Genomic DNA, 19,792 nt, shown 5'->3' with positions numbered 1-19,792 from the left:
GCAGGTAGTCGGCAATTTCTGTTGCTGTGAGGCCTTGAATTCTCCGCTGCGAGCGGACGAGCTGGGCATGATCGGAGTCACTAACGGGTAAGTTGGTCGGTGATGACCGCATTACTGGCAGACCCCGTTTCCGAAGTCGTCGCAGCTGCTGAGCAGTTGCTGACACGCCGCACAGGGGCACCCGTAACCCTGGTGGATCCCGTAGATCTCGGGGGGAGTGGCCGCACCGTCGTGCTGCGCGTTCGCGTCGCCGAGAACCCGTTCTCCCTGCCCCGAACTTTGGTGATCAAGCAGGTCCGCGACAACTTCCAGGGAGCTACCAAAACAGCGATTGCGCTCCCGGCCGCGTCCGAAGGTGACTTCGACGTCGAGACCGCATTCCTTCGTGAAGCGGTGTCGTATCAGTTCGCCAACGCGCTTGCCAAGGACGCACGCCCCGGCGCCGAACTGTTGGCGTCCGACCTCGATGCTCGCCTCCTGATCCTGAGTGATCTCGGCGATGCCACCGCAATCAGCGTCCGACTCGAAGACTCCGACCCGGACACCGTCACTTACACGTTGATGGCCATGGCTCAGGCAATGGGACGCATGCACGCCGCGACCGTCGGCCGGGAGGACGACTTCACCGCACTGCTGCGTCGAGCCGAGGTTGCCCATTGCTCCGATGAAGTTGCGGATCAGGTGGGACGTGCCGTGGCCGGTGTTCCCGCGATGCTGGTGGAAAGTCTCGGCATCGATGTGAGTTCGGACATTCTCGAGCAGGTTCAGCATGCGCAGACACTGTTCAGCGGTGGCCGGTTCCGTGCCTTCAGTCCGTCGGACCTGTGCCCCGACAACATCATTGTCAACGACGACGGCGTGCAGTTCCTCGACTACGAGTGGGGTGGCTACCGCGATGCCCTCCTCGACATCACCTACGCGTTGGTGTCTTTCCCCGGTTGCCTGTGCAACATCGACCTGACCGAAGAGCGGGCGTCGGCGATGGTCGATGCCTGGCGGGCCGAGGTCGTGGGGATGTGGCCCGCCCTGGCCGACGAGGCCGAATTGGGGCGCCGGATCGTCGAGGCCCAACTCATCTGGGTCTGGCTCAGTACCTATCTGTACCTGCCCGAGGATCATTCGCGTATCGCCGCCGTCCGCGAACATTATCTCTCGATTCCACGCGCCGACGCACTGGTCGGACGCTGGGCCAGGCTCGCACGCTCGGCTCAGCTCGCCGGCAACGACGCCGTCGAGGCACACGCCCGCGACGTCGTGGCGGCGCTGCGGACCGAGTTCAGCTGAGGCCCTGACCGATCACACACAGAAGGGCGCCCGTGCACGAAGCACGAGCGCCCATTCTCGGTCGAGTCCGCTCAGTTGTCGGAGACCAGATCGTTCTCGGACAGGTCCGTCGCCGCGAGCGCCGTCGCCAGATCGGGATGCCGGAACGTCGAAGTCACCTGGTCGGCCACGACTCGGAAAGCAGAGGCCAGGGTCGCGGACTTGTCCGGTTCGGCCGCCCACGTTGCGGTCTGTTCGACGACGACCACGCCGTGGTGGACGTACATCTTTCCGGGGACGAGCGTGATGCCGGCGTTGGTGGCCCACTCGCGCAGGGCAGCGAGTCCCTGGCTCGCGCCCTTGGGGCCGCCTACCTCGATGTCGTCACTCGACAACTGCAGCAGAGTGTCGACGTCTTGGGAGTTGAGTGCATCGTGCCACGCGAGGACGGTGGCGATCTCGGAGGTGCTCATGGCGACAACGCTATCCAATGCGGATTCACGACTGGGTGAGGGCTGGCGGAACAGCGGATTGTGTCGGGCGTCGGTGGTCTCTAGTAGCGTCGATTCGTGAGCGATTGGCAAGCGGAAGACAGTGTGGGGGCGAAAGACGGCGTGGTGGCGGAAGACGGCCTGTTCGAGGCAACTCCGGAGGAATCCGCGATCGTCGACGAACCAGATGTCGTGTCTGTAGCCGAGCGCGCCCTGTCCTCGGTGCCGCCCGGTGCTCCTCTGGCTGTCCGCATGCGTCCGCTCACTCTTGGTGAAGTTGTCGGTCAACAGCACTTACTCGGGCCCGGCGCGCCACTCCGCAGAATGGTCGAGGGGTCCGGCGCCGCATCGGTACTTCTGTACGGACCTCCCGGCACCGGCAAGACCACGCTCGCATCGTTGATCTCGGGTGCTACCGGCCGCCGGTTCGAGGCTCTGTCGGCTCTGTCCGCCGGAGTCAAAGAAGTCCGCGGTGTCATCGAACTCGCGCGCCGCCGCCTGCTGAACGGCGAACAAACCGTCTTGTTCATCGACGAGGTTCATCGCTTCTCCAAGACCCAGCAGGACGCCTTGCTCGCCGCGGTCGAGAACCGCATCGTGCTCTTGGTCGGCGCGACCACCGAGAACCCGTCGTTCTCGGTCGTCTCCGCTCTGTTGTCGCGCTCGTTGGTCCTGCAACTGCAATCGCTCACCGCTGCGGATGTCCAGGAACTGCTCGAGCGCGCTGTCGCCGACGAACGCGGGTTCGGCGGAGCGATCACGATCGACGACGACGCGATGGAACACCTCGTTCGTCTGGCGGCCGGCGACGCCCGCCGAGCCCTGACGGCACTCGAGGCTGCCGCCGGGGCTGCACTGGACACCGCAGGTGACGCTTCGGGCCCGGTGGTGCTCGACCTCGCGACCGTCGAGGCCAGTGTCGACAAGGCCGCGGTTCGGTACGACCGTGCCGGAGATCAGCACTACGACGTCATCAGTGCATTCATCAAGAGCATTCGTGGATCAGACGTCGACGCCGCCCTGCACTACCTCGCACGGATGCTGACCGCGGGCGAAGACCCTCGCTTCATCGCACGGCGTCTGGTGGTTCACGCCAGCGAAGACATCGGCATGGCTGATCCGATGGCGCTGCAGACTGCCACCGCGGCGGCGCAGGCAGTGCAGCTGATCGGTATGCCGGAGGCTCGTCTGGCGCTGGCACAGGCCACCATTCATCTGGCGACGGCTCCCAAATCGGGTGCGGTCATCGCCGCACTCGGCGCGGCCATGGCCGACGTGGCCGCCGGAAAATCCGGACTGGTACCGCCGCACCTGCGTGACGGGCACTACAAGGGCGCCGAGCAATTGGGCAACGCAGTCGGATACAAGTACCCGCACGACACACGTGATGGTGTTCTGCGGCAACAGTATCCACCGGACGATCTGGTGGGTGTCGACTATTACCAGCCCACCGCGCACGGCAACGAGCGGGAGATCGCCGATCGGGTGAGCAAACTTCGCCGAATAGTTCGTGGCTGACGCCTGCCAGGTTCCACCGGCCGACGCGTTAGTCTGGACACCCATAGCTCGACGCTCTTGAAGGTAAGGACCGGTTAGTGCAAACCCACGAGATCCGCAGGCGATTCCTCGACCACTTCGTCAAGGCCGGCCACACCGAGGTGCCCAGCGCCTCGCTGATTCTCGACGACCCGAACCTTCTGTTCGTCAACGCGGGCATGGTTCCGTTTGTGCCGTTCTTCCTCGGGCAGCAGACGCCGTCCTACTCACGGGCGACGTCCGTGCAGAAGTGCGTCCGCACCCTGGACATCGAAGAGGTCGGCATCACCACCCGCCACAACACCTTCTTCCAGATGGCGGGCAACTTCTCCTTCGGTGACTACTTCAAGAAGGAAGCCATCTCCCACGCCTGGCAGTTGCTGACAGGTTCGGTCGAGGACGGCGGATACGGCATCGATCCCACGCGCCTGTGGGCCACCGTCTACCTCGACGACGACGAAGCATTCTCGATCTGGCGCGACGAGGTAGGAGTGCCCGAAGAGCGCATCCAGCGCCGCGGCATGAAGGACAACTACTGGTCCATGGGCATTCCCGGGCCGTGCGGCCCCTGCTCGGAGATCTTCTACGACCGCGGCGCCGAGTACGGCGTCGAGGGTGGCCCCGAAGCCGACGAGGATCGCTACATCGAGATCTGGAACCTCGTGTTCATGCAGAACGAGCGCGGCGAGGGCACCAACAAGGGCGACTACCCGATCCTCGGACCGTTGCCGAAGAAGAACATCGACACCGGCATGGGCGTCGAGCGCGTTGCGTTCCTCCTGCAGGGCGTCGAAAACGTCTACGAGACAGATCTTCTCCGCCCCGTCATCGACAAGGCCGCCGAACTGACCGGCAGTGTCTACGGGACCGACCACACTTCAGACGTCCGTTTCCGCGTCATCGCCGACCACGCACGCACCGCAGCGATGTTGATCGCCGACGGTGTGAACCCCGGCAACTACGGCCGCGGCTACGTCCTGCGCCGGTTGCTGCGTCGCATCGTGCGTTCGGCCAAACTGCTCGGCAGCGAGCAGCCCACCATGCGCGAGTTCATGATCGTCGTCCGCGACACGATGGCGCCGTCGTACCCGGTTCTGGAAACCGACTTCACGCGCATCGAGAACGTTGCCGTCGGCGAGGAGACCGCGTTCCTCAAGACGCTGGCTTCGGGTTCTGCTCTGTTCGAGAATGCTGCCGAGACGGTCAAGTCGTCCGGAAAGTCGGTCATCGCCGGCGATCAGGCATTTGCACTGCACGACACCTACGGCTTCCCGATCGACCTCACGCTCGAGATGGCGTCCGAGGCCGGTCTCACCGTGGACGAGGACGGCTTCCGCACGCTCATGGCCGAGCAGCGCAAGCGCGCCAAGGACGACGCTCAAGCGCGCAAGCACGCCCATGCCGACCTCACGGTCTACAAGGAACTGCTCGACCGAGGAGCCACCGAGTTCACCGGTTTCGACGAGCTCGTCTCCGAGGCTCACGTCCTCGCACTGATCGTCGACGGCGTCCGTGTCCCGGTCGCGAAGGCCGGTCAGAACGTCGAGGTCATCCTCGACCGAAGCCCTCTCTACGCAGAGTCCGGTGGACAGATCGCCGACATCGGTTCGCTCACCGCTCCGGGCCTCGAAGCCAAGGTCAACGATGTGCAGAAGATCGCCAAGAAAGTCTGGACGCACAAGGTGACGGTGCAGAAGGGTGAGATCACCGAGGGCGACGTCGTGCTCGCGCACGTCGACGCCGAGTGGCGCAAGGGTGCAACCCAGGGGCACTCCGGTACCCACATGGTGCACGCGGCGCTGCGTCAGGTGCTCGGCCCCAACGCGGTGCAGGCAGGCTCGCTCAACAAGCCGGGTTACCTCCGCTTCGACTTCTCCTGGCAGGGCGCGCTGTCCGACTCCCAGAAGCAGGACATCGAGGCACTCACCAACGAAGCCGTGGCGTCGAACTACGCGGTCAACACATTTGTCACGGATCTCGACAAGGCCAAGGCGATGGGTGCGATGGCACTCTTCGGTGAGAACTACGGCGACGAGGTTCGCGTCGTCGAAATCGGCGGCCCGTTCTCGATGGAACTGTGCGGTGGCACTCACGTCGGAAGCTCCGCACAGATCGGTCAGGTAACGCTGCTCGGTGAACAGTCGGTCGGCTCCGGAATCCGACGCGTCGAGGCGTACGTCGGTTTGGACTCCTACCGCTACCTCGCCAAGGAACGCGCGCTCCTGGCCGGACTCTCCTCCTCGCTGAAGGTTCCTTCGGAAGAGGTGCCCGCCCGCGTCGAGGCGCTCGTCGAGCGACTCAAGGTGGCCGAGAAGGAACTCGAACAGACAAAGGCCAAGGCAGTGCTGGCGTCAGCAGGCGAGTACGTCGCCAAGGCCAAGCGCATCGGCAGTGTCCTCGTCATCGCCGAGCCTGCTCCCGCCGGAGTCGGCGGAAACGACCTGCGCAGCCTCGTCACGGACATCAAGGGTCGCCTCGGCTCCGAACCTGCCGTCGTAGCTCTGCTCGGTGATGTCGACGGCAAGGTTCCGTTCGTGGTCGCCTCGAGCAAGGCAGCTCAAGGTCTCGGTGTGAAGGCCGGTGAGCTGGTCGCGTCGTTCGGTCCCAAGATCGGTGGCCGCGGCGGCGGAAAGCCCGACATGGCCCAGGGTTCGGGTTCGGACTCCGCAGGAATCCCGGCGGCGCTCGATGCGATCCGGGACAGAGTCGGAGAGCTGGCGGGCGGCAGCTGACGGTGGTGGCTACGCAGCAGGGTCCCGATCGCCCCGGCATCGACGACCCTGGTCGCGGGCGGCGCATCGCCATCGACGTGGGCAGTGTTCGCATCGGCGTCGCGTCCAGCGACCCCGACGGCATCCTCGCGACACCGGTGGAAACGGTTCCACGCTCGAAGGAGCGTGGGCCCGACGCGCCGGATATCCGGCGCATTATCGCCATCGTGTCCGAATACGAGGCCGTTGAGGTTATCGTCGGACTGCCACAGACGCTGCGCGGTGAGCAAGGTAAGGCCGCCGGTATCGCGACTGCATTCGCCAAACGACTGCAGCGGGCCGTCGAACCGATCCCGGTGAGACTGTCCGACGAACGACTGACGACCGTCACGGCTGCGCGCAATCTCCGCGAAAGTGGAGTCAAGGCACGCGGCCAGCGACCGATGATCGATCAGGCTGCGGCGGTGGAAATCCTGCAAGGCTGGCTGGACGAGCGGAGTAGAGCTGTGAAACCAGGGGAGTCGTCGAAGGACGCTGCACTGGAGGGCGATCTGTGAACGCGCGGTGGGATGAGGGCGGCGGAAGCCGGCCCACCAGTTCGTTCGACTTCGACAACGACGAGACCATGGTCATGCGTGCACTGCCGCAGAACATCGATCCGCCGCATATGTCGCGAGCCGAGGCACGCAAGCAACGCGAAGCGCGCAACAAGCGCGCCAAGCGTGGCAAGAAGGTCGGCGTTCTCGCCCTGCTGGTGTTGGTGATCGCAGTCCTCGGTGTCGGTGCATACGGCGCTCTCTGGTACATGGATCGCAACAAGACCGCGGAGGATTTTGCCGGCCCCGGCGGCGCACCCGTGGTCATCCAGATCAACAGTGGAGAAACCGCATCGGAGATCGGTGCGACGCTCGAGGCGAAGAACGTCGTCGCGAGTTCCGCTGCTTTCTACAACGCGGCGATCGCCAATCCGTCTGAGATCCAGAAGGTGCAACCCGGCTTCTACCAGGTGCCGGTGCAGAGTAGCGCCGCGAGCGCTCTCGACACCTTGGTTGCCCCGGACTCCCGAGTCGGCAGTGTTGTCATCGCCGAAGGGCGTCAGCTGCACGACAGTTCGGACGCGCAGACCGGCTCGCTCAAGAAGGGCATCTACAACCTCATTTCCGAGGCGAGTTGTGTCGGCCCGGTTTCCGCTCAGAAATGTGTCTCGACAGACGAATTGAACACTGCGGGAGCATCTTCCGATCTGGCTTCGCTCGGCGTGCCCGAATGGGCGATGTCGTCGGTCAAGAGCGTGCCGGACAAGGACCGTCAGCTCGAAGGCCTGATCGCCGCCAGCAGTTGGGATTTCGATCCCACTTCGACGCCCACCGAGATCCTGCGGTCGTTGGTCGAGGGTAGCGCCGCCAAGTACGAGGCCACGGGAATTCTGACAGCCGGCAGCGGGGTCGGAATGTCTCCGTACCAGTTGTTGGTGGCAGCGTCGCTGGTCGAGCGTGAGGCGTTGCCCGCAGACATGGCCAAGGTCGCGCGGGTGATCGTCAACCGACTCGCAGTCGATCAGCCTCTGCAGTTCGACTCCACGGTCAACTACTCACTCGACACCACCGAGGTCGCAACCACGGATGCCGACCGTGAGCGCGTCACGCCGTGGAACACGTACGCAATGCCGGGTCTGCCTGCAACGCCCATCGCTTCGCCGAGCATCGACGCGCTGAAGGCCGTGGAATCGCCGGCGGCCGGTGACTGGTTGTACTTCGTCACGATCAACAAGGAAGGCCAGACGCTCTTCACCAAGAGCTACGAGGAGCATTTGGCCAACATCGAACTGGCACAGCAAAGTGGGATTCTCGACAGTGGACGGTAGTACCGCGACTTCGCTCGCGACGCCACGTAAGGCGGCAGTTCTCGGAAGCCCGATCGCTCACTCGAAGTCCCCGTTGCTGCATCTTGCGGCGTACGCGGCTTTGGGGCTGAGCGATTGGACCTACGAGCGGATCGAATGCACCGGCGAGCAGTTGCCTGCCCTCGTCGACTCACTCGGCCCCGAATGGATCGGCCTCTCGGTGACGATGCCGGGCAAGATCGCAGCACTCGAATATGCCACCGAACGCACACCGCGAGCGGTGACCATCGGCTCGGCCAACACCCTGGTTCGCATCGACGGCGGTTGGCGTGCCGACTGCACGGACGTCGACGGAGTCAGCGGTGCGTTGATCGCCGGCGGTGTCGGCGATCTCAGCGGCACTTCGGCGGTAGTTGTCGGCGCGGGCGGCACCGCGCGGCCGGCATTGGTCGCGTTGGCCGACATGGGAGTTCGGACAGTCACCGTGGTCGCGCGTGATCCGGGGCGCGCATCCGGTGCCATCGAATGCGGTGGTGCGGTCGGGTTGGACATAGATCTGGTCGCCTTCGACGACGCACAGCTAGGCGGGATCTGTGCCGAATCCTCGGTCTTGGTCAGTACCGTTCCCGCGGAAGCGGCAGCGCCCTTTGCCCAGCAATTGGGGAAGGCGCGATTTGTCCTCGACGCGATCTACAACCCCTGGCCGACGCCACTTGCTTCGGTTGTCGAGGCGGCCGATGGAACGGTGATCGGTGGCCTCGAGATGTTGCTCAATCAGGCCTTCGGGCAGGTAGAGCAGTTCACGGGCAAGCCCGCTCCGCGAGAGGCGATGGCAGCCGCTATCGCTTAGGTCTGTTCACAGTGTCGAGGTAGTCCACAAGACGATTCGTAGTCTGCCGCTGGCGAACGGCAGACGCCAAGCTCGAAACCATGTGGACGTTGATGGTCTTGGCAGGCTCGGGGGTAGTCGCTGGTTTCGGAGCTCGGGCGATCGTCGACAATTGGTTGCGGCGACACGGTTATCGACCAGTCGTGACTTTCTGTTGTGTGCCGCAGTGCGCCGTCGCAACAGGCTGGGTTGTCGTCGGTGCGCTGAATACCTCGGTGGTGCAGTTATTTTCCGGTCTCGCCGTGGTGTGGTGGTGCGTCGCGATCTCGACTGTCGACCTGGCTGTGCGTCGGCTGCCCAACAGTTTCACGCTGCCGGGCTACGCCGTCGTGATGGTCTACGCGACGGTGTCGGGAACGGTGTGGGTGGCGGTGGTGGGGTCGGCACTGCTCGCCGGAATCCACCTCCTGGCGCACGTGATGTCGCCTGGTTCCATGGGCGTCGGCGATGTGAAGCTCTCGCTTCCTCTGGGCGCCGTGACCGGATTGGTGGGAGCGGACGCCTGGCTGTGGTCGTTGGTGTCTGCCTCGGTGCTCACCGCAACGCTGGGCACCGCGCTGGAACTGCGAAGACGAGGGCTGGTAGCCCACAATTCGCCCATTGCGCACGGACCCTCGATGTGCCTGGCAGCCTGCGGTTCGATTGCGTTTGCCTGGCTGACGTGACGAGTGCAACATCCGCGAGAAGTCTGGCGTTATTGACCGTTCAACGACGGACGGTGAACTGCAGGAAAGACGTAACCGTCGGTTTCATAAATGCGGGTATTGCCAGCGCGCGGTCCCAGTATGCGGCGAGTCGGACTTGCCGAATGTCCACACCCTGACGTTCACTGAGGTTTCGGAAATGGGACAAAACGAATCTCGTTTCGCACTCGATTATCGGGGGAACCTATGCGCACAAGGCTTTTCGTCGCTGCGGCAGCCTGTTTGGCGGCTGTGGCTGCAGGAGCGGGCGTCGCCGGCGCCGCGCCTGCACCTTCATCGGTGGCACTGGGCGGGGGCTCAGGAATCCTGCTGCCGGACGTGGATCACTCCGATCCTGACCGAGTTGCAGCATGCACGTTGACCGCGGTCGGCTACGACAACGCCGGTTCTCTCGTGGCACTCACCGCCGGACACTGCGGAGTTGTCGGGGACCGGGTGTTCGCCGAGTACCTGCCCGAGGCCGGACCCATCGGTCGGTTCTCTTACTCGAGTCCGGTCTCGGACATCGCCGTGATCGATCTCGACGACGCCAAGGTAGCTCCGCTGCGTACCGTCGGCGGCACGACGATCAACGGAATCGGCGCCCCGCCGGCCCCGGGCACGATCGTGTGCAAGGAAGGCCGTTCGACCGGCAACACGTGCGGTATCACCTGGGGTTACGACTCCGTCTACGGTGAGATCGTCGAGCACACGTGCTCGATTCCCGGTGATTCCGGTGGACCGCTCGTCGTCGGTGACCGCCTGGTGGGCTTGATCAGCAACGGCTACCCGCCGTACTGCTTCGAGCCGCTTCCGCCGCCGTTCCACGCTCCCGACAACTCGGCGGACATCAACATCGGTTTGGCTGACATCAACGCAAACGGTGGAGGATTCCGCCTGTTCTAGACCCACAGGTACCTCTGAGATGGCCCACACGCCTCGTGCGTGTGGGCCATCTGTGTTCACCGGGAGGACCACTGTGACAACTGAGGTCTGCGACGTGGAAAGATGGTCGGCGTGCTGCGTTGGATAACTGCCGGAGAATCCCATGGTCCCGCCCTCGTCGCGATGCTCGAGGGCATGGTCGCGGGGGTCGAAGTGACCTCTGAGGCCATCTCGTCCGAACTTGCCCGTCGTCGACTCGGTTACGGCCGTGGCGCACGGATGAAGTTCGAGGCCGACAAGGTCACCATCATCGGCGGTGTCCGCCACGGATTTACGCTCGGTGGCCCCGTGGCCATCGAGATCGGCAACACCGAGTGGCCCAAGTGGGAAACCATCATGTCCGCCGACCCGGTCGACCCGGACCTGCTCGCCGATCAGGCTCGCAATGCCCCGTTGACGCGCCCGCGTCCCGGACACGCCGATTACAGCGGCATGCTCAAGTACGGCTTCAACGACGCGCGTCCCGTCCTCGAGCGCGCCAGCGCTCGCGAGACCGCAGCCCGCGTGGCCGCTGGAACCGTCGCACGGTCCTTCCTGCGTCAGGTATTCGGTGCCGAGGTCGTTTCACACGTTATTTCCATCGGTGCTTCCGAGCCGTACGTCGGACCCGTGCCGGCGGGCAAGGATCTCGACGCGATCGACGCGAGCCCGGTCCGCGCATTCGACAAGGCTGCAGAAGAGTCGATGATCGCCGAAATCGAATCGGCGAAGAAGGACGGCGACACCCTCGGTGGCGTCGTGGAGGTCGTCATCCACGGCCTGCCGGTCGGACTCGGCACTTTCGTCAGCGGCGCCGAGCGTCTCGATTCACGACTTGCTGCTGCTCTCATGGGAATTCAGGCCATCAAGGGTGTCGAGGTCGGCGACGGCTTCGAGACCGCGCGCCGTCGTGGCAGCGAAGCTCACGACGAAATCCGCCCGGGCCCGGACGGCATCGTGCGCTCCACGAACCGCGCAGGCGGAATCGAAGGTGGCATGACCAATGGTGAGGCTCTTCGAGTTCGCGCCGCGATGAAGCCGATCTCGACGGTTCCGCGCGCTCTGGCGACGGTCGACATGGAGAGCGGCGAGGAAGCGGTTGCCATCCACCAGCGCAGCGACGTGTGCGCGGTTCCGGCCGCCGGCGTCGTCGCCGAGTCGATGGTCGCGCTCGTCGTGGCTCAGGCCGCACTCGAAAAGTTCGGTGGTGATTCCATTGCTGAAACCACTGCCAACTACCGTCGTTACGCCGAGGGCATCGCAGCCCGACCGCCTCGATAGGACTCACGTATCGATGAAGCCGAAGGCTGTACTCATCGGTCCGCCCGGTGCCGGCAAATCGACCATCGGTCGACGTCTCGCGCAGGCACTCGAACTCGAATTGGTCGATACCGACGCCGAGATCGAACGGACCACGGGTAGGACGATCCCGGAGATCTTCACCCATGACGGAGAGCCTCGGTTTCGTGAGATCGAGGAATCGGTGGTTCGCGAAGCGTTGCAGGCCACCGACGGAATCGTCTCGCTCGGCGGTGGTGCGATCCTCTCCGATCGCACGCGCGAACTGCTCCAGGGGCACACGGTCATCTACCTCGAGATCAGTGTCGCCGAAGGGCTTCGCCGCACGGGGGCGAACAATCATCGCCCGCTGCTGGCCGGCGGAGATCCCAAGGTCAAGTACCAGGAGTTGATGAGGCGTCGTCGTCCGCTGTACCGGCGTTCGGCCACGATTCGGATTCGGACCGACGGCCGAAGTCCGGCGCGTGTCGTCGGGCAACTGGTGTCGAAACTTCAAGACAAATGAACAACCGGAGCGGAGTAGTGGAGCAGTGACCGAACCCGTACGTGTAGAGGTGAAGACCGCAAGTCCTTACCCGGTCGTGATCGGCCGCGGCCTGCTCGGTGATCTCGTTGCCGAGTTCGACGGCGCGCGCACTGTCGCGATCTTCCATCAGCCGCCGCTGGCAGAGACCGCGGAGGCCGTACGGGCTGCGTTGGCGGAGAAGGGAATCGACGCCCACCGTATCGAGATCCCCGATGCCGAGGACGGCAAGGATCTTGCTGTCGCGGGCTTCTGCTGGGACGTGCTCGGCCGGATCGGCCTGACTCGCAGCGACGCGATCATGAGCTTGGGCGGGGGAGCGGCGACCGACCTCACCGGCTTCGTCGCGGCTACGTGGATGCGCGGTGTCAAGGTAGTTCACGTCCCCACCACCTTGCTCGCGATGGTCGACGCAGCAGTGGGCGGCAAGACCGGTATCAACACCGAAGCGGGCAAGAACCTCGTCGGTTCGTTCCACGAACCGGGAGCGGTGTTCATCGATCTCGCGACGCTCGAGACTGTGCCGCACAACGAGATCGTTGCAGGCATGGCCGAGGTCATCAAGACCGGATTCATCGCCGACCCGGTGATCCTGGATCTCATCGAAGCCGATCCCAAGGCAGCTCTCGATCCGTCGGGAACTGTTCTGCCCGAGTTGATTCGGCGCTCCGTAGAGGTCAAGGCCAAGGTCGTGGCCGCGGATCTGCGCGAGTCGGATCTGCGCGAAATCCTCAACTACGGCCACACCCTCGGCCACGCGATCGAACGTCGTGAGCGCTACAAGTGGCGCCACGGTGCCGCTGTCTCCGTCGGCCTGGTCTTCGCTGCCGAACTCGGACGGCTCGCGGGCCGACTCGACGACGCCACCGCGGATCGTCACAAGTCGATCCTCGATCTCGTCGGGCTGCCGACGTCGTACGACGGTGATGCGTTCGGCGATCTGATGAAGGGAATGCAGACCGACAAGAAGAACCGTGCCGGGCTGCTGCGTTTCGTGGTCCTCGACGGACTGGCCAAGCCGGGTCGCCTCGAGGGGCCGGATCCGAGTCTGCTGGTTGCGGCGTACTCCGCGATTGCCCGCGATGCGCGGCCGGCCGGCGGAACGGTCCTGTTGTGAGGATCAACGTCGTCAACGGACCCAATCTGGGGCGTCTGGGTAAGCGTCAGCCCGAGGTCTACGGCGCGACCACACACGACGATCTGATCGAATTGTGCGTCGCGGCAGGCAAGGAGCTCGGCGTCGAGGTGATCGTCCGTCAGAGCGATCACGAAGGCGATCTGCTCGGTTGGATCCACGACGCGGCGGACGCGGGGGAACCGGTGATCCTCAATGCCGGTGGCTTGACGCACACGTCGGTGGTCCTGCGAGATGCATGCGCCGAACTGACCGCAGGTCTCGTCGAGGTACACATCTCGAACGTTCATGCGCGAGAAGAGTTTCGGCACCACTCCTACCTGAGTCCGATTGCGACCGGAGTGATCGTCGGACTCGGCGTCGCCGCGTATCCGCTGGCGATCAGGTTCCTCGCCGAGCGAGGCTGAACGAGGGAAGTCGAAAAAACAGCCACACGAATGCGGCCCCGAGGAAAATATCCTCGGGGCCGCATTCGGTTGTGTGGACGGTGGGCGTTACTGCTCGCGCTTGCCCAGATCGATCGCCGGGAAGACCGCGGTATCGGCGTCGGATTCCTCGACGGACATCGCGGCTCCGCTGTATGCGTGCTGCTCGGTGGGGGAGTCGTAGCCCTCGCTGACGGGCACCGGTTCGTGGTGACGCTCGTGGGACGGGGTCTGCGGAGCTGTTCCGTTCTTGCGCTGTTCACGGCTGACGAAGAAGCGTCCGACGGTGATGGCGATCATGGCGGGGACGAAGATGAGAAGGATCGTGAACGCCGCACCGGAGGTCACCTCGAAGAACAAGCCCTGCTGGGTGAGTTCGAGGGAGGGGACCAGGCTGAGTGCCCAGCTGGCAGCGCCGGCGACGAACCCGCCGACCAATGCGGCCTTGAGCCACAGCATGGTCAGATCGGCGCCGTCCTCGGGTTCGGGGAAATTCCGGCGGTCACGAATGCCGTCGATACCACCCCAGATCGCGGCGAAGACGATGACGATCAACAGGGACAGCCAGCGCAGGGTGGACCCCTGAAGTGGCCACTGTGCGATCGCTGCACCGAGCAACGCACGAAACACAACATGTATCAGGGCCATGCCGAGGCCACGTACCAACCACGCATTCATGGGTACAGCCTAACTAGAACCCATTACACCTTGTGGCCTAACCCACACTTATTGCTGTAACCGCGAGTTTCGAGTTGATCGGCAGGTCTGCGCGGGCGGTAGGTTCGAGGGATGCCGGTCGACTTCAGAACACGCCGTGAATCCCTCAGACGCCTCCTCTCGGAGCGCAAACTCGACGCGATTCTCGTCACAGATCTCCTCAACATCAGATACCTCACCGGTTTCACCGGTTCCAATGCGGCGCTCGTCGTCAGTGCATCCGATTCAGCGTCCGACGAGCGTGAGACGGTGATCTGCACCGACGGCCGCTACGTGACGCAGGTGTCAGAGCAGGTGCCGGACCTTCGGGCCGAAATCGCCCGTTCGAGTGCTGCGCACTTGATCGAGAAGTCCACGGCGCCCGTTCTCGCGTTCGAGTCACATGTGGCGACGTTCGCCGAACATCGGGCTTGGACCGAAGCAGCGCCGAAGATCCGGTTCGAACCGGTGAGTGGACTCGTCGAACAATTGCGCATGGTCAAGGACGAGTACGAGGTGGAGTTGTTGCGAGCCGCGTGCACCGCAGCCGATGTCGCGTTGGCGCAGTTGATCGCTCGCGGCGGTCTGCGACCTGGCCGAACGGAACGAGAGGTCGGCCGCGAGCTGGAAAATCTGATGCTCGACAACGGGGCGGACGGTATTTCCTTCGAGACGATCGTGGCGGCCGGCGCCAACTCGGCGATTCCGCATCACCGACCGACCGATGCGATCCTGGCGTCGGGTGACTTCGTCAAACTCGACTTCGGCGCCCAGGTCGGTGGGTACCACTCGGACATGACACGGACCTACGTGCTCGAGTCCGTTTCCGATTGGCAACGGGAGATTTACGAGCTCGTCGCGCGTTCGCAAGCTGCCGGTTGCGACGCGCTTGCGCCGGGTGTCGAATGTGCGGCAGTCGACGCCGTCGCCCGTGCGGTGATCGACGATGCAGGCTACGGCGAGTTGTTCCTGCACGGCCTCGGCCACGGTGTGGGGCTCGAAATCCACGAAGCACCGGGGATCGGCAAGCTCGGCACCGGTACACTTCTTTCCGGCGCGGCGGTGACCGTCGAGCCGGGCGTGTACTTCTCCGGGCGCGGAGGTGTACGGATCGAGGACACGCTCGTTGTTCGTGAGCAGGGGCCAGAGCTGCTCACACTGACCGCAAAAGACCTTACCGTCGTCTGAGACGGTTTCCCGACCCCTAGGAGACGCGAAGCAAGTGGCTTCCACCAGTGATTTCAAGAATGGTCTGGTTCTGCAGATCGAAGGCCAGCTGTGGACGATCATCGAGTTCCAGCACGTCAAGCCCGGCAAGGGCCCTGCCTTCGTGCGCACCAAGCTCAAGAACGTGCTCTCGGGCAAGGTAGTGGACAAGACGTTCAACGCCGGTGTGAAGGTCGAGACCGCCACGGTCGACCGTCGTGACATGACGTACCTGTACCACGACGGCAGCGACTACATCTTCATGGACGGCGACACCTACGACCAGGTGTCGATCAGCGAGTCCACCGTCGGCGACCAGTCGCGTTTCCTGCTCGAGAACATGGCAGTCCAGGTCGCGACCCACGAAGACGTTCCCCTCTTCGTCGAGCTTCCGGTCACCGTCGAGCTCGTCGTCAAGCACACCGATCCGGGCCTGCAGGGCGACCGCTCCACCGGCGGCACCAAGCCTGCCACCCTCGAGACCGGTGCCGAGATCAACGTCCCGCTCTTCATCAACACCGGTGACAAGCTCAAGGTCGATTCCCGTGACGGCAACTACCTCGGGCGTGTGAATTCCTGAGTGTCCGGCACACATAAGAAACTCGGTGCACGCCACAAGGCGCGCAAGCGTGCCGTCGACTTCCTCTTCGAAGCCGAGGCACGTGACCTCGATCCGGTCGCACTGGCGTCGGAGCGTTCTGATCTGTCCGTCAAGGACGACGCGGTAGCACCCGTCGCGGCCTACACCGTCACGTTGGTGTCCGGCGTTGCGGAGAATCTGGACCGGATCGATCAGGTCATCTCCTCGCATCTGCAGGACTGGACGCTCGAGCGTCTGCCCGCCGTCGACCGTGCGATTCTGCGTATCGCCGTGTGGGAGCTCTTCCACGCGACGGACGTTCCGCCGGTTGTCGCCGTGGACGAGGCCGTCGAACTCGCGAAGCAGCTCTCGACGGACGACTCTCCGGGATTCGTCAACGGAATCCTCGGCCAGGTCGTTCTCGTTGCGCCGCAGGTTCGATCGGCTGCGGCCGCGACCTCCCAGCGCGCGCAGGAATCGGATTCGGGTACCGAGTAGCAAGTTTTGTTCCACCACCGCCGTGCGAGTGTCACCGTGCGCGTTGTGTGTCTGCACACAACCGGTCGGAGTCGCTGCTCGCACGGCGGGATCAGGTCTGTCGGCTGATAGGGTGGGGACCGTCAGACATCCTTTAACGATCCGTCCAGTGAGGCGGAGAAGGAGGTCGCTGCATGAGCGTGCCCGAAGGGTCTCGCCCATCCGATCTTGCAGGTCCAGGTAACTCGAAGGCGCCGGTCGGTGCCGAGGCAGGTAGCGAAACCCGCGAATTGTTGTCCGCCCAGGATGTGGGCCGGACCATCGCGCGGATCGCTCACGAGATCATCGAGAAGACCGCACTCGACGGACCCGAGGGAACTGCCCCTCGTGTGGTCCTGATCGGGATCCCGACGCGTGGAACCACCCTCGCCACGCGACTGCGCGCCAAGATCGAAGAATTCTCCGGTGTGCGACTTCCCATCGGATCTCTCGACATCACCCTCTACCGCGACGATCTCCGGAACAAGCCGCACCGCCCGCTCGAGCGCACGTCCGTCCCCGAAGGTGGCGTCGACAATGCGCTGGTCGTTCTCGTGGACGACGTCCTCTTCTCCGGTCGCACCGTGCGCTCGGCACTTGACGCGTTGCGCGATCTGGGCCGCCCCCGCGCGGTCCAACTCGCAGTGCTCGTGGATCGTGGTCACCGCGAACTCCCGCTGCGCGCCGACTACGTCGGCAAGAACGTCCCGACCGCGAGGTCCGAGGACGTCAAGGTTCTCCTCCAGGAGCACGACGGCAGGGAAGCGGTAGTCATCTCCGGGGGTAAGAGCGCGTGAAGCACCTACTTTCCATCGCGGACCTCGATCGTGAGTCCGCGGTAGAACTTCTCGACGAGGCAGAACGGTTCGAGCAGGCACTTCTGGGACGAGAGGTACGCAAGCTCCCGACGCTGCGCGGACGCACGGTCATGACGGTGTTCTTCGAGAACTCGACGCGCACCCGGGTGTCTTTCGAGGTGGCAGGCAAATGGATGAGTGCCGACGTCATCAATGTCAGCGCATCCAGTTCCTCGGTGTCCAAAGGTGAATCCCTGCGCGATACCGCGATGACCCTGCGCGCGGCCGGTGCCGACGCACTCATCGTGCGCCACCCGGCTTCGGGCGCCGCCCACCAGATCGCAAAGTGGACCGGAGCGGCCGACGACGGTGGCCCGGCAGTCATCAACGCAGGTGACGGCACGCACGAGCACCCCACTCAGGCGCTTCTCGACGCTTTGACCCTTCGCCAGCGTCTCGGCGACATCGAGGGCAAGCGGATCGCCATCGTCGGCGACATCCTGCACAGCCGTGTCGCCCGCTCCAACGCACTGCTGCTCTCGATGCTCGGTGCCGAGGTTGTTCTTGTTGCGCCGCCGACACTGCTGCCGGTCGGTGCGCACACGTGGCCGGTCACGGTCTCGCATTCGCTCGACGCGGAACTGCCCGGACTCGACGCGGTGCTGATGCTGCGTGTTCAGGCCGAACGCATGAACGGTGGCTTCTTCCCGTCGCAGCGCGAGTACTCGATCAACTACGGCCTGTCCGAGAAGCGGCTGGCGATGCTGGCCGATCACGCGGTGGTCCTGCACCCCGGCCCGATGCTGCGCGGCATGGAGATTGCATCCGCCGTTGCCGATTCCTCCAAAACTGCTGTACTGCAACAGGTTACCAACGGCGTACACATGCGCATGGCTGTCTTGTTCCGACTGCTGGTCGGGTCGGAGGACGGTGCGCTGTGACCAGAAACGAGAATGGAGAATCACCCGTGAGTGTCCTGCTCCGCGGAGTCCTGATCTACGGAGAAGGTGAGCCCACCGACGTACTCGTCGGCGACGGCACGATCCTCGAGATCGGCGTGGACCTCGATCCGGCCACGGCATCCGAGGTGATCGATGCCGGCGGGCAGATCCTGCTTCCCGGCTTCGTGGACCTGCACACACATCTGCGTGAGCCCGGCCGCGAAGACACCGAGACCATCGAAACCGGAAGCTCGGCAGCGGCTCTGGGTGGATACACCGCGGTCTTCGCGATGGCCAACACGAGTCCCGTCGCCGATTCGGTGGTCATCACCGATCACGTCTGGCGACGCGGGCAGGAAGTCGGCCTCGTCGACGTCCACCCCGTCGGCGCAGTCACAGCGGGCCTGGAAGGCAAGCAACTCGCCGAGATGGCGACCATGGCCGCAGGCGTCGGCAAGGTCAAGATGTTCTCCGACGACGGCCACTGCGTCTACGACCCACTGATCATGCGTCGCGCGCTCGAATACTCCAGTTCACTGGGCGTCCTGATCGCCCAGCACGCGGAAGAGCCGCGCTTGACCGTCGGTGCGGTCGCCCACGAGGGCCCCACGGCCGCGCGTCTCGGCCTGGCCGGATGGCCGCGCGCAGCCGAAGAATCGATCGTGGCCCGCGACGCACTGCTCGCGCGTGACGCCGGCGCCCGCGTTCACATCTGCCACGCCTCCACCGCCGGAACCGTCGAACTCGTGAAGTGGGCTCGCAGCCAAGGGATTTCGATCACCGCCGAGGTCACCCCGCATCACCTGCTCCTCGACGATTCACGGCTCGAGACGTACGACGCGATCAACAAGGTCAACCCGCCCTTGCGTGAGGCCAGTGATGTTGCCGCGCTGCGCAAGGGTCTGGCCGAGGGAATCATCGACTGCGTCGCGACCGACCATGCTCCGCACGCCGAGCAGGACAAGTGCTGCGAGTTCGCAGCCGCTCGCCCTGGAATGCTCGGCCTCGAGACCGCACTCTCGATCATCGTGCAGACGATGGTCCAGCCCGGCTTGTTGGACTGGCGCGGTGTTGCCCGGGTCATGAGCGAGCGCCCCGCGGCAATCGTCGGCCTCGACGATCAGGGCCGTCCCATCGAGGTGGGGGAGCCCGCGAACCTGACATTGGTCGATCCGTCGGCCGAGTGGACGGTCCACGGTCCCGACCTGGCGAGTGTCGCGCATAACACTCCGTACGAGTCGATGACATTGCCCGCTCGGGTCACGACCACACTGTTACGTGGCCGCATCACCGCACACGACGGGAATGTGCGGCTGCGGAGTAGCGAGGAGTAG

At 64.3% G+C, this 19,792-nt stretch carries 20 protein-coding genes; 18 read left to right on the top strand and 2 right to left on the bottom strand.

Features of this window, described 5'->3' with window-relative positions; translation table 11 throughout:
• The first annotated feature begins 102 nt into the window (after positions 1-102).
• Entirely contained in the window at positions 103-1,284 is a 1,182-nt protein-coding gene (locus ATN38_RS31635; protein ID WP_042448767.1) for a kinase, read from the top strand.
• Between the two features lie 71 nt (positions 1,285-1,355).
• On the opposite strand, the gene ATN38_RS31630 is transcribed toward ATN38_RS31635, so the two are convergent.
• On the bottom strand, positions 1,356-1,736 hold the full coding sequence (locus tag ATN38_RS31630; RefSeq protein WP_003944973.1) for a nuclear transport factor 2 family protein: 381 nt from the start codon (positions 1,734-1,736) through the stop codon (positions 1,356-1,358).
• 96 nt (positions 1,737-1,832) lie between these two features.
• On the opposite strand from ATN38_RS31630, the gene ATN38_RS31625 reads away from it, so the two are divergent.
• The 11 genes from ATN38_RS31625 to aroQ all read left to right on the top strand — a co-directional run bounded on the left by ATN38_RS31625 (position 1,833) and on the right by aroQ (position 13,704).
• On the top strand, positions 1,833-3,272 hold the full coding sequence (locus tag ATN38_RS31625; protein WP_370852743.1) for a replication-associated recombination protein A: 1,440 nt from the start codon (positions 1,833-1,835) through the stop codon (positions 3,270-3,272).
• A 77-nt stretch (positions 3,273-3,349) separates the two neighbouring features.
• Complete coding sequence (gene alaS / locus ATN38_RS31620; protein WP_054188211.1) at positions 3,350-6,022, top strand: alanine--tRNA ligase; 2,673 nt, start codon at positions 3,350-3,352, stop codon at positions 6,020-6,022.
• Positions 6,023-6,024: 2 nt separating this feature from the next.
• Positions 6,025-6,558: a Holliday junction resolvase RuvX gene (ruvX, locus tag ATN38_RS31615; protein ID WP_003944838.1), complete on the top strand. Its 534-nt coding sequence runs from the start codon at positions 6,025-6,027 to the stop codon at positions 6,556-6,558.
• A complete protein-coding gene (gene mltG / locus ATN38_RS31610; RefSeq protein ID WP_218749354.1) occupies positions 6,555-7,865 on the top strand; it encodes an endolytic transglycosylase MltG in 1,311 nt (436 codons plus the stop codon). Before ruvX ends, mltG begins: the two co-directional genes overlap by 4 nt.
• Positions 7,855-8,694 carry a shikimate dehydrogenase gene (locus ATN38_RS31605; protein ID WP_218749353.1) on the top strand — a complete coding sequence of 280 codons (840 nt, stop codon included), beginning with the start codon at positions 7,855-7,857 and terminating at the stop codon, positions 8,692-8,694. Before mltG ends, ATN38_RS31605 begins: the two co-directional genes overlap by 11 nt.
• Before the next feature lie 80 nt (positions 8,695-8,774).
• The gene (locus ATN38_RS31600) at positions 8,775-9,398 is read left to right on the top strand and encodes an A24 family peptidase (protein ID WP_081557840.1); all 624 of its coding nucleotides are present in this window, start codon (positions 8,775-8,777) and stop codon (positions 9,396-9,398) included.
• Between the two features lie 225 nt (positions 9,399-9,623).
• Positions 9,624-10,322, top strand: coding sequence for a S1 family peptidase (locus ATN38_RS31595; RefSeq protein ID WP_007728030.1), 699 nt, complete (start codon positions 9,624-9,626; stop codon positions 10,320-10,322).
• Between the two features lie 111 nt (positions 10,323-10,433).
• A complete protein-coding gene (gene aroC, locus ATN38_RS31590) occupies positions 10,434-11,621 on the top strand; it encodes a chorismate synthase (protein WP_063316721.1) in 1,188 nt (395 codons plus the stop codon).
• A 13-nt stretch (positions 11,622-11,634) separates the two neighbouring features.
• A complete protein-coding gene (locus tag ATN38_RS31585; protein ID WP_030536425.1) occupies positions 11,635-12,144 on the top strand; it encodes a shikimate kinase in 510 nt (169 codons plus the stop codon).
• A gap of 25 nt (positions 12,145-12,169) precedes the next feature.
• Positions 12,170-13,279, top strand: a complete 1,110-nt coding sequence (aroB, locus tag ATN38_RS31580) for a 3-dehydroquinate synthase (protein WP_003944873.1) — start codon at positions 12,170-12,172, stop codon at positions 13,277-13,279.
• Positions 13,276-13,704, top strand: a complete 429-nt coding sequence (gene aroQ / locus ATN38_RS31575; RefSeq protein ID WP_003944916.1) for a type II 3-dehydroquinate dehydratase — start codon at positions 13,276-13,278, stop codon at positions 13,702-13,704. The genes aroB and aroQ overlap by 4 nt, the downstream gene beginning before the upstream one ends.
• Positions 13,705-13,791: 87 nt before the next feature.
• Here aroQ and ATN38_RS31570 read toward each other — a convergent pair whose 3' ends face one another.
• Complete coding sequence (locus ATN38_RS31570; protein ID WP_019748369.1) at positions 13,792-14,400, bottom strand: B-4DMT family transporter; 609 nt, start codon at positions 14,398-14,400, stop codon at positions 13,792-13,794.
• 111 nt (positions 14,401-14,511) lie between these two features.
• On the opposite strand from ATN38_RS31570, the gene ATN38_RS31565 reads away from it, so the two are divergent.
• From ATN38_RS31565 to ATN38_RS31540, 6 genes are all read left to right on the top strand, one after another.
• Positions 14,512-15,606, top strand: a complete 1,095-nt coding sequence (locus tag ATN38_RS31565; RefSeq protein ID WP_218749352.1) for a Xaa-Pro peptidase family protein — start codon at positions 14,512-14,514, stop codon at positions 15,604-15,606.
• Positions 15,607-15,640: 34 nt separating this feature from the next.
• Positions 15,641-16,204, top strand: a complete 564-nt coding sequence (gene efp, locus ATN38_RS31560; protein WP_003944958.1) for an elongation factor P — start codon at positions 15,641-15,643, stop codon at positions 16,202-16,204.
• On the top strand, positions 16,205-16,702 hold the full coding sequence (nusB, locus tag ATN38_RS31555; protein WP_007728014.1) for a transcription antitermination factor NusB: 498 nt from the start codon (positions 16,205-16,207) through the stop codon (positions 16,700-16,702).
• Between the two features lie 173 nt (positions 16,703-16,875).
• The gene (gene pyrR / locus ATN38_RS31550; RefSeq protein WP_003944977.1) at positions 16,876-17,517 is read left to right on the top strand and encodes a bifunctional pyr operon transcriptional regulator/uracil phosphoribosyltransferase PyrR; all 642 of its coding nucleotides are present in this window, start codon (positions 16,876-16,878) and stop codon (positions 17,515-17,517) included.
• Positions 17,514-18,458 (top strand): aspartate carbamoyltransferase catalytic subunit, encoded by a 945-nt coding sequence (locus ATN38_RS31545; RefSeq protein ID WP_003944883.1) that lies wholly within the window; start codon positions 17,514-17,516, stop codon positions 18,456-18,458. The genes pyrR and ATN38_RS31545 overlap by 4 nt, the downstream gene beginning before the upstream one ends.
• A 26-nt stretch (positions 18,459-18,484) precedes the next feature.
• Complete coding sequence (locus ATN38_RS31540) at positions 18,485-19,792, top strand: dihydroorotase (protein ID WP_003944990.1); 1,308 nt, start codon at positions 18,485-18,487, stop codon at positions 19,790-19,792.

The organism is Rhodococcus sp. FH8 (assembly GCF_019266085.1).
Taxonomy (GTDB): Bacteria; Actinomycetota; Actinomycetes; order Mycobacteriales; family Mycobacteriaceae; genus Rhodococcus_F; species Rhodococcus_F qingshengii.
Note: the sequence above shows the minus strand (reverse complement) of the source record. Positions and strands in the feature narration are given on the sequence as shown.

What these genes read in the sequence shown, in the direction of transcription:
- ATN38_RS31635 (WP_042448767.1), top strand. Translation starts at nt 103, where the DNA reads ATGACCGCATTACTGGCAGACCCCGTTTCCGAAGTCGTCGCAGCTGCT.
- ATN38_RS31630 (WP_003944973.1), bottom strand. Translation starts at nt 1,736, where the DNA reads ATGAGCACCTCCGAGATCGCCACCGTCCTCGCGTGGCACGATGCACTC.
- ATN38_RS31600 (WP_081557840.1), top strand. Translation starts at nt 8,775, where the DNA reads ATGTGGACGTTGATGGTCTTGGCAGGCTCGGGGGTAGTCGCTGGTTTC.
- ATN38_RS31595 (WP_007728030.1), top strand. Translation starts at nt 9,624, where the DNA reads ATGCGCACAAGGCTTTTCGTCGCTGCGGCAGCCTGTTTGGCGGCTGTG.
- ATN38_RS31585 (WP_030536425.1), top strand. Translation starts at nt 11,635, where the DNA reads ATGAAGCCGAAGGCTGTACTCATCGGTCCGCCCGGTGCCGGCAAATCG.
- ATN38_RS31570 (WP_019748369.1), bottom strand. Translation starts at nt 14,400, where the DNA reads ATGAATGCGTGGTTGGTACGTGGCCTCGGCATGGCCCTGATACATGTT.
- ATN38_RS31565 (WP_218749352.1), top strand. Translation starts at nt 14,512, where the DNA reads ATGCCGGTCGACTTCAGAACACGCCGTGAATCCCTCAGACGCCTCCTC.
- pyrR (WP_003944977.1), top strand. Translation starts at nt 16,876, where the DNA reads ATGAGCGTGCCCGAAGGGTCTCGCCCATCCGATCTTGCAGGTCCAGGT.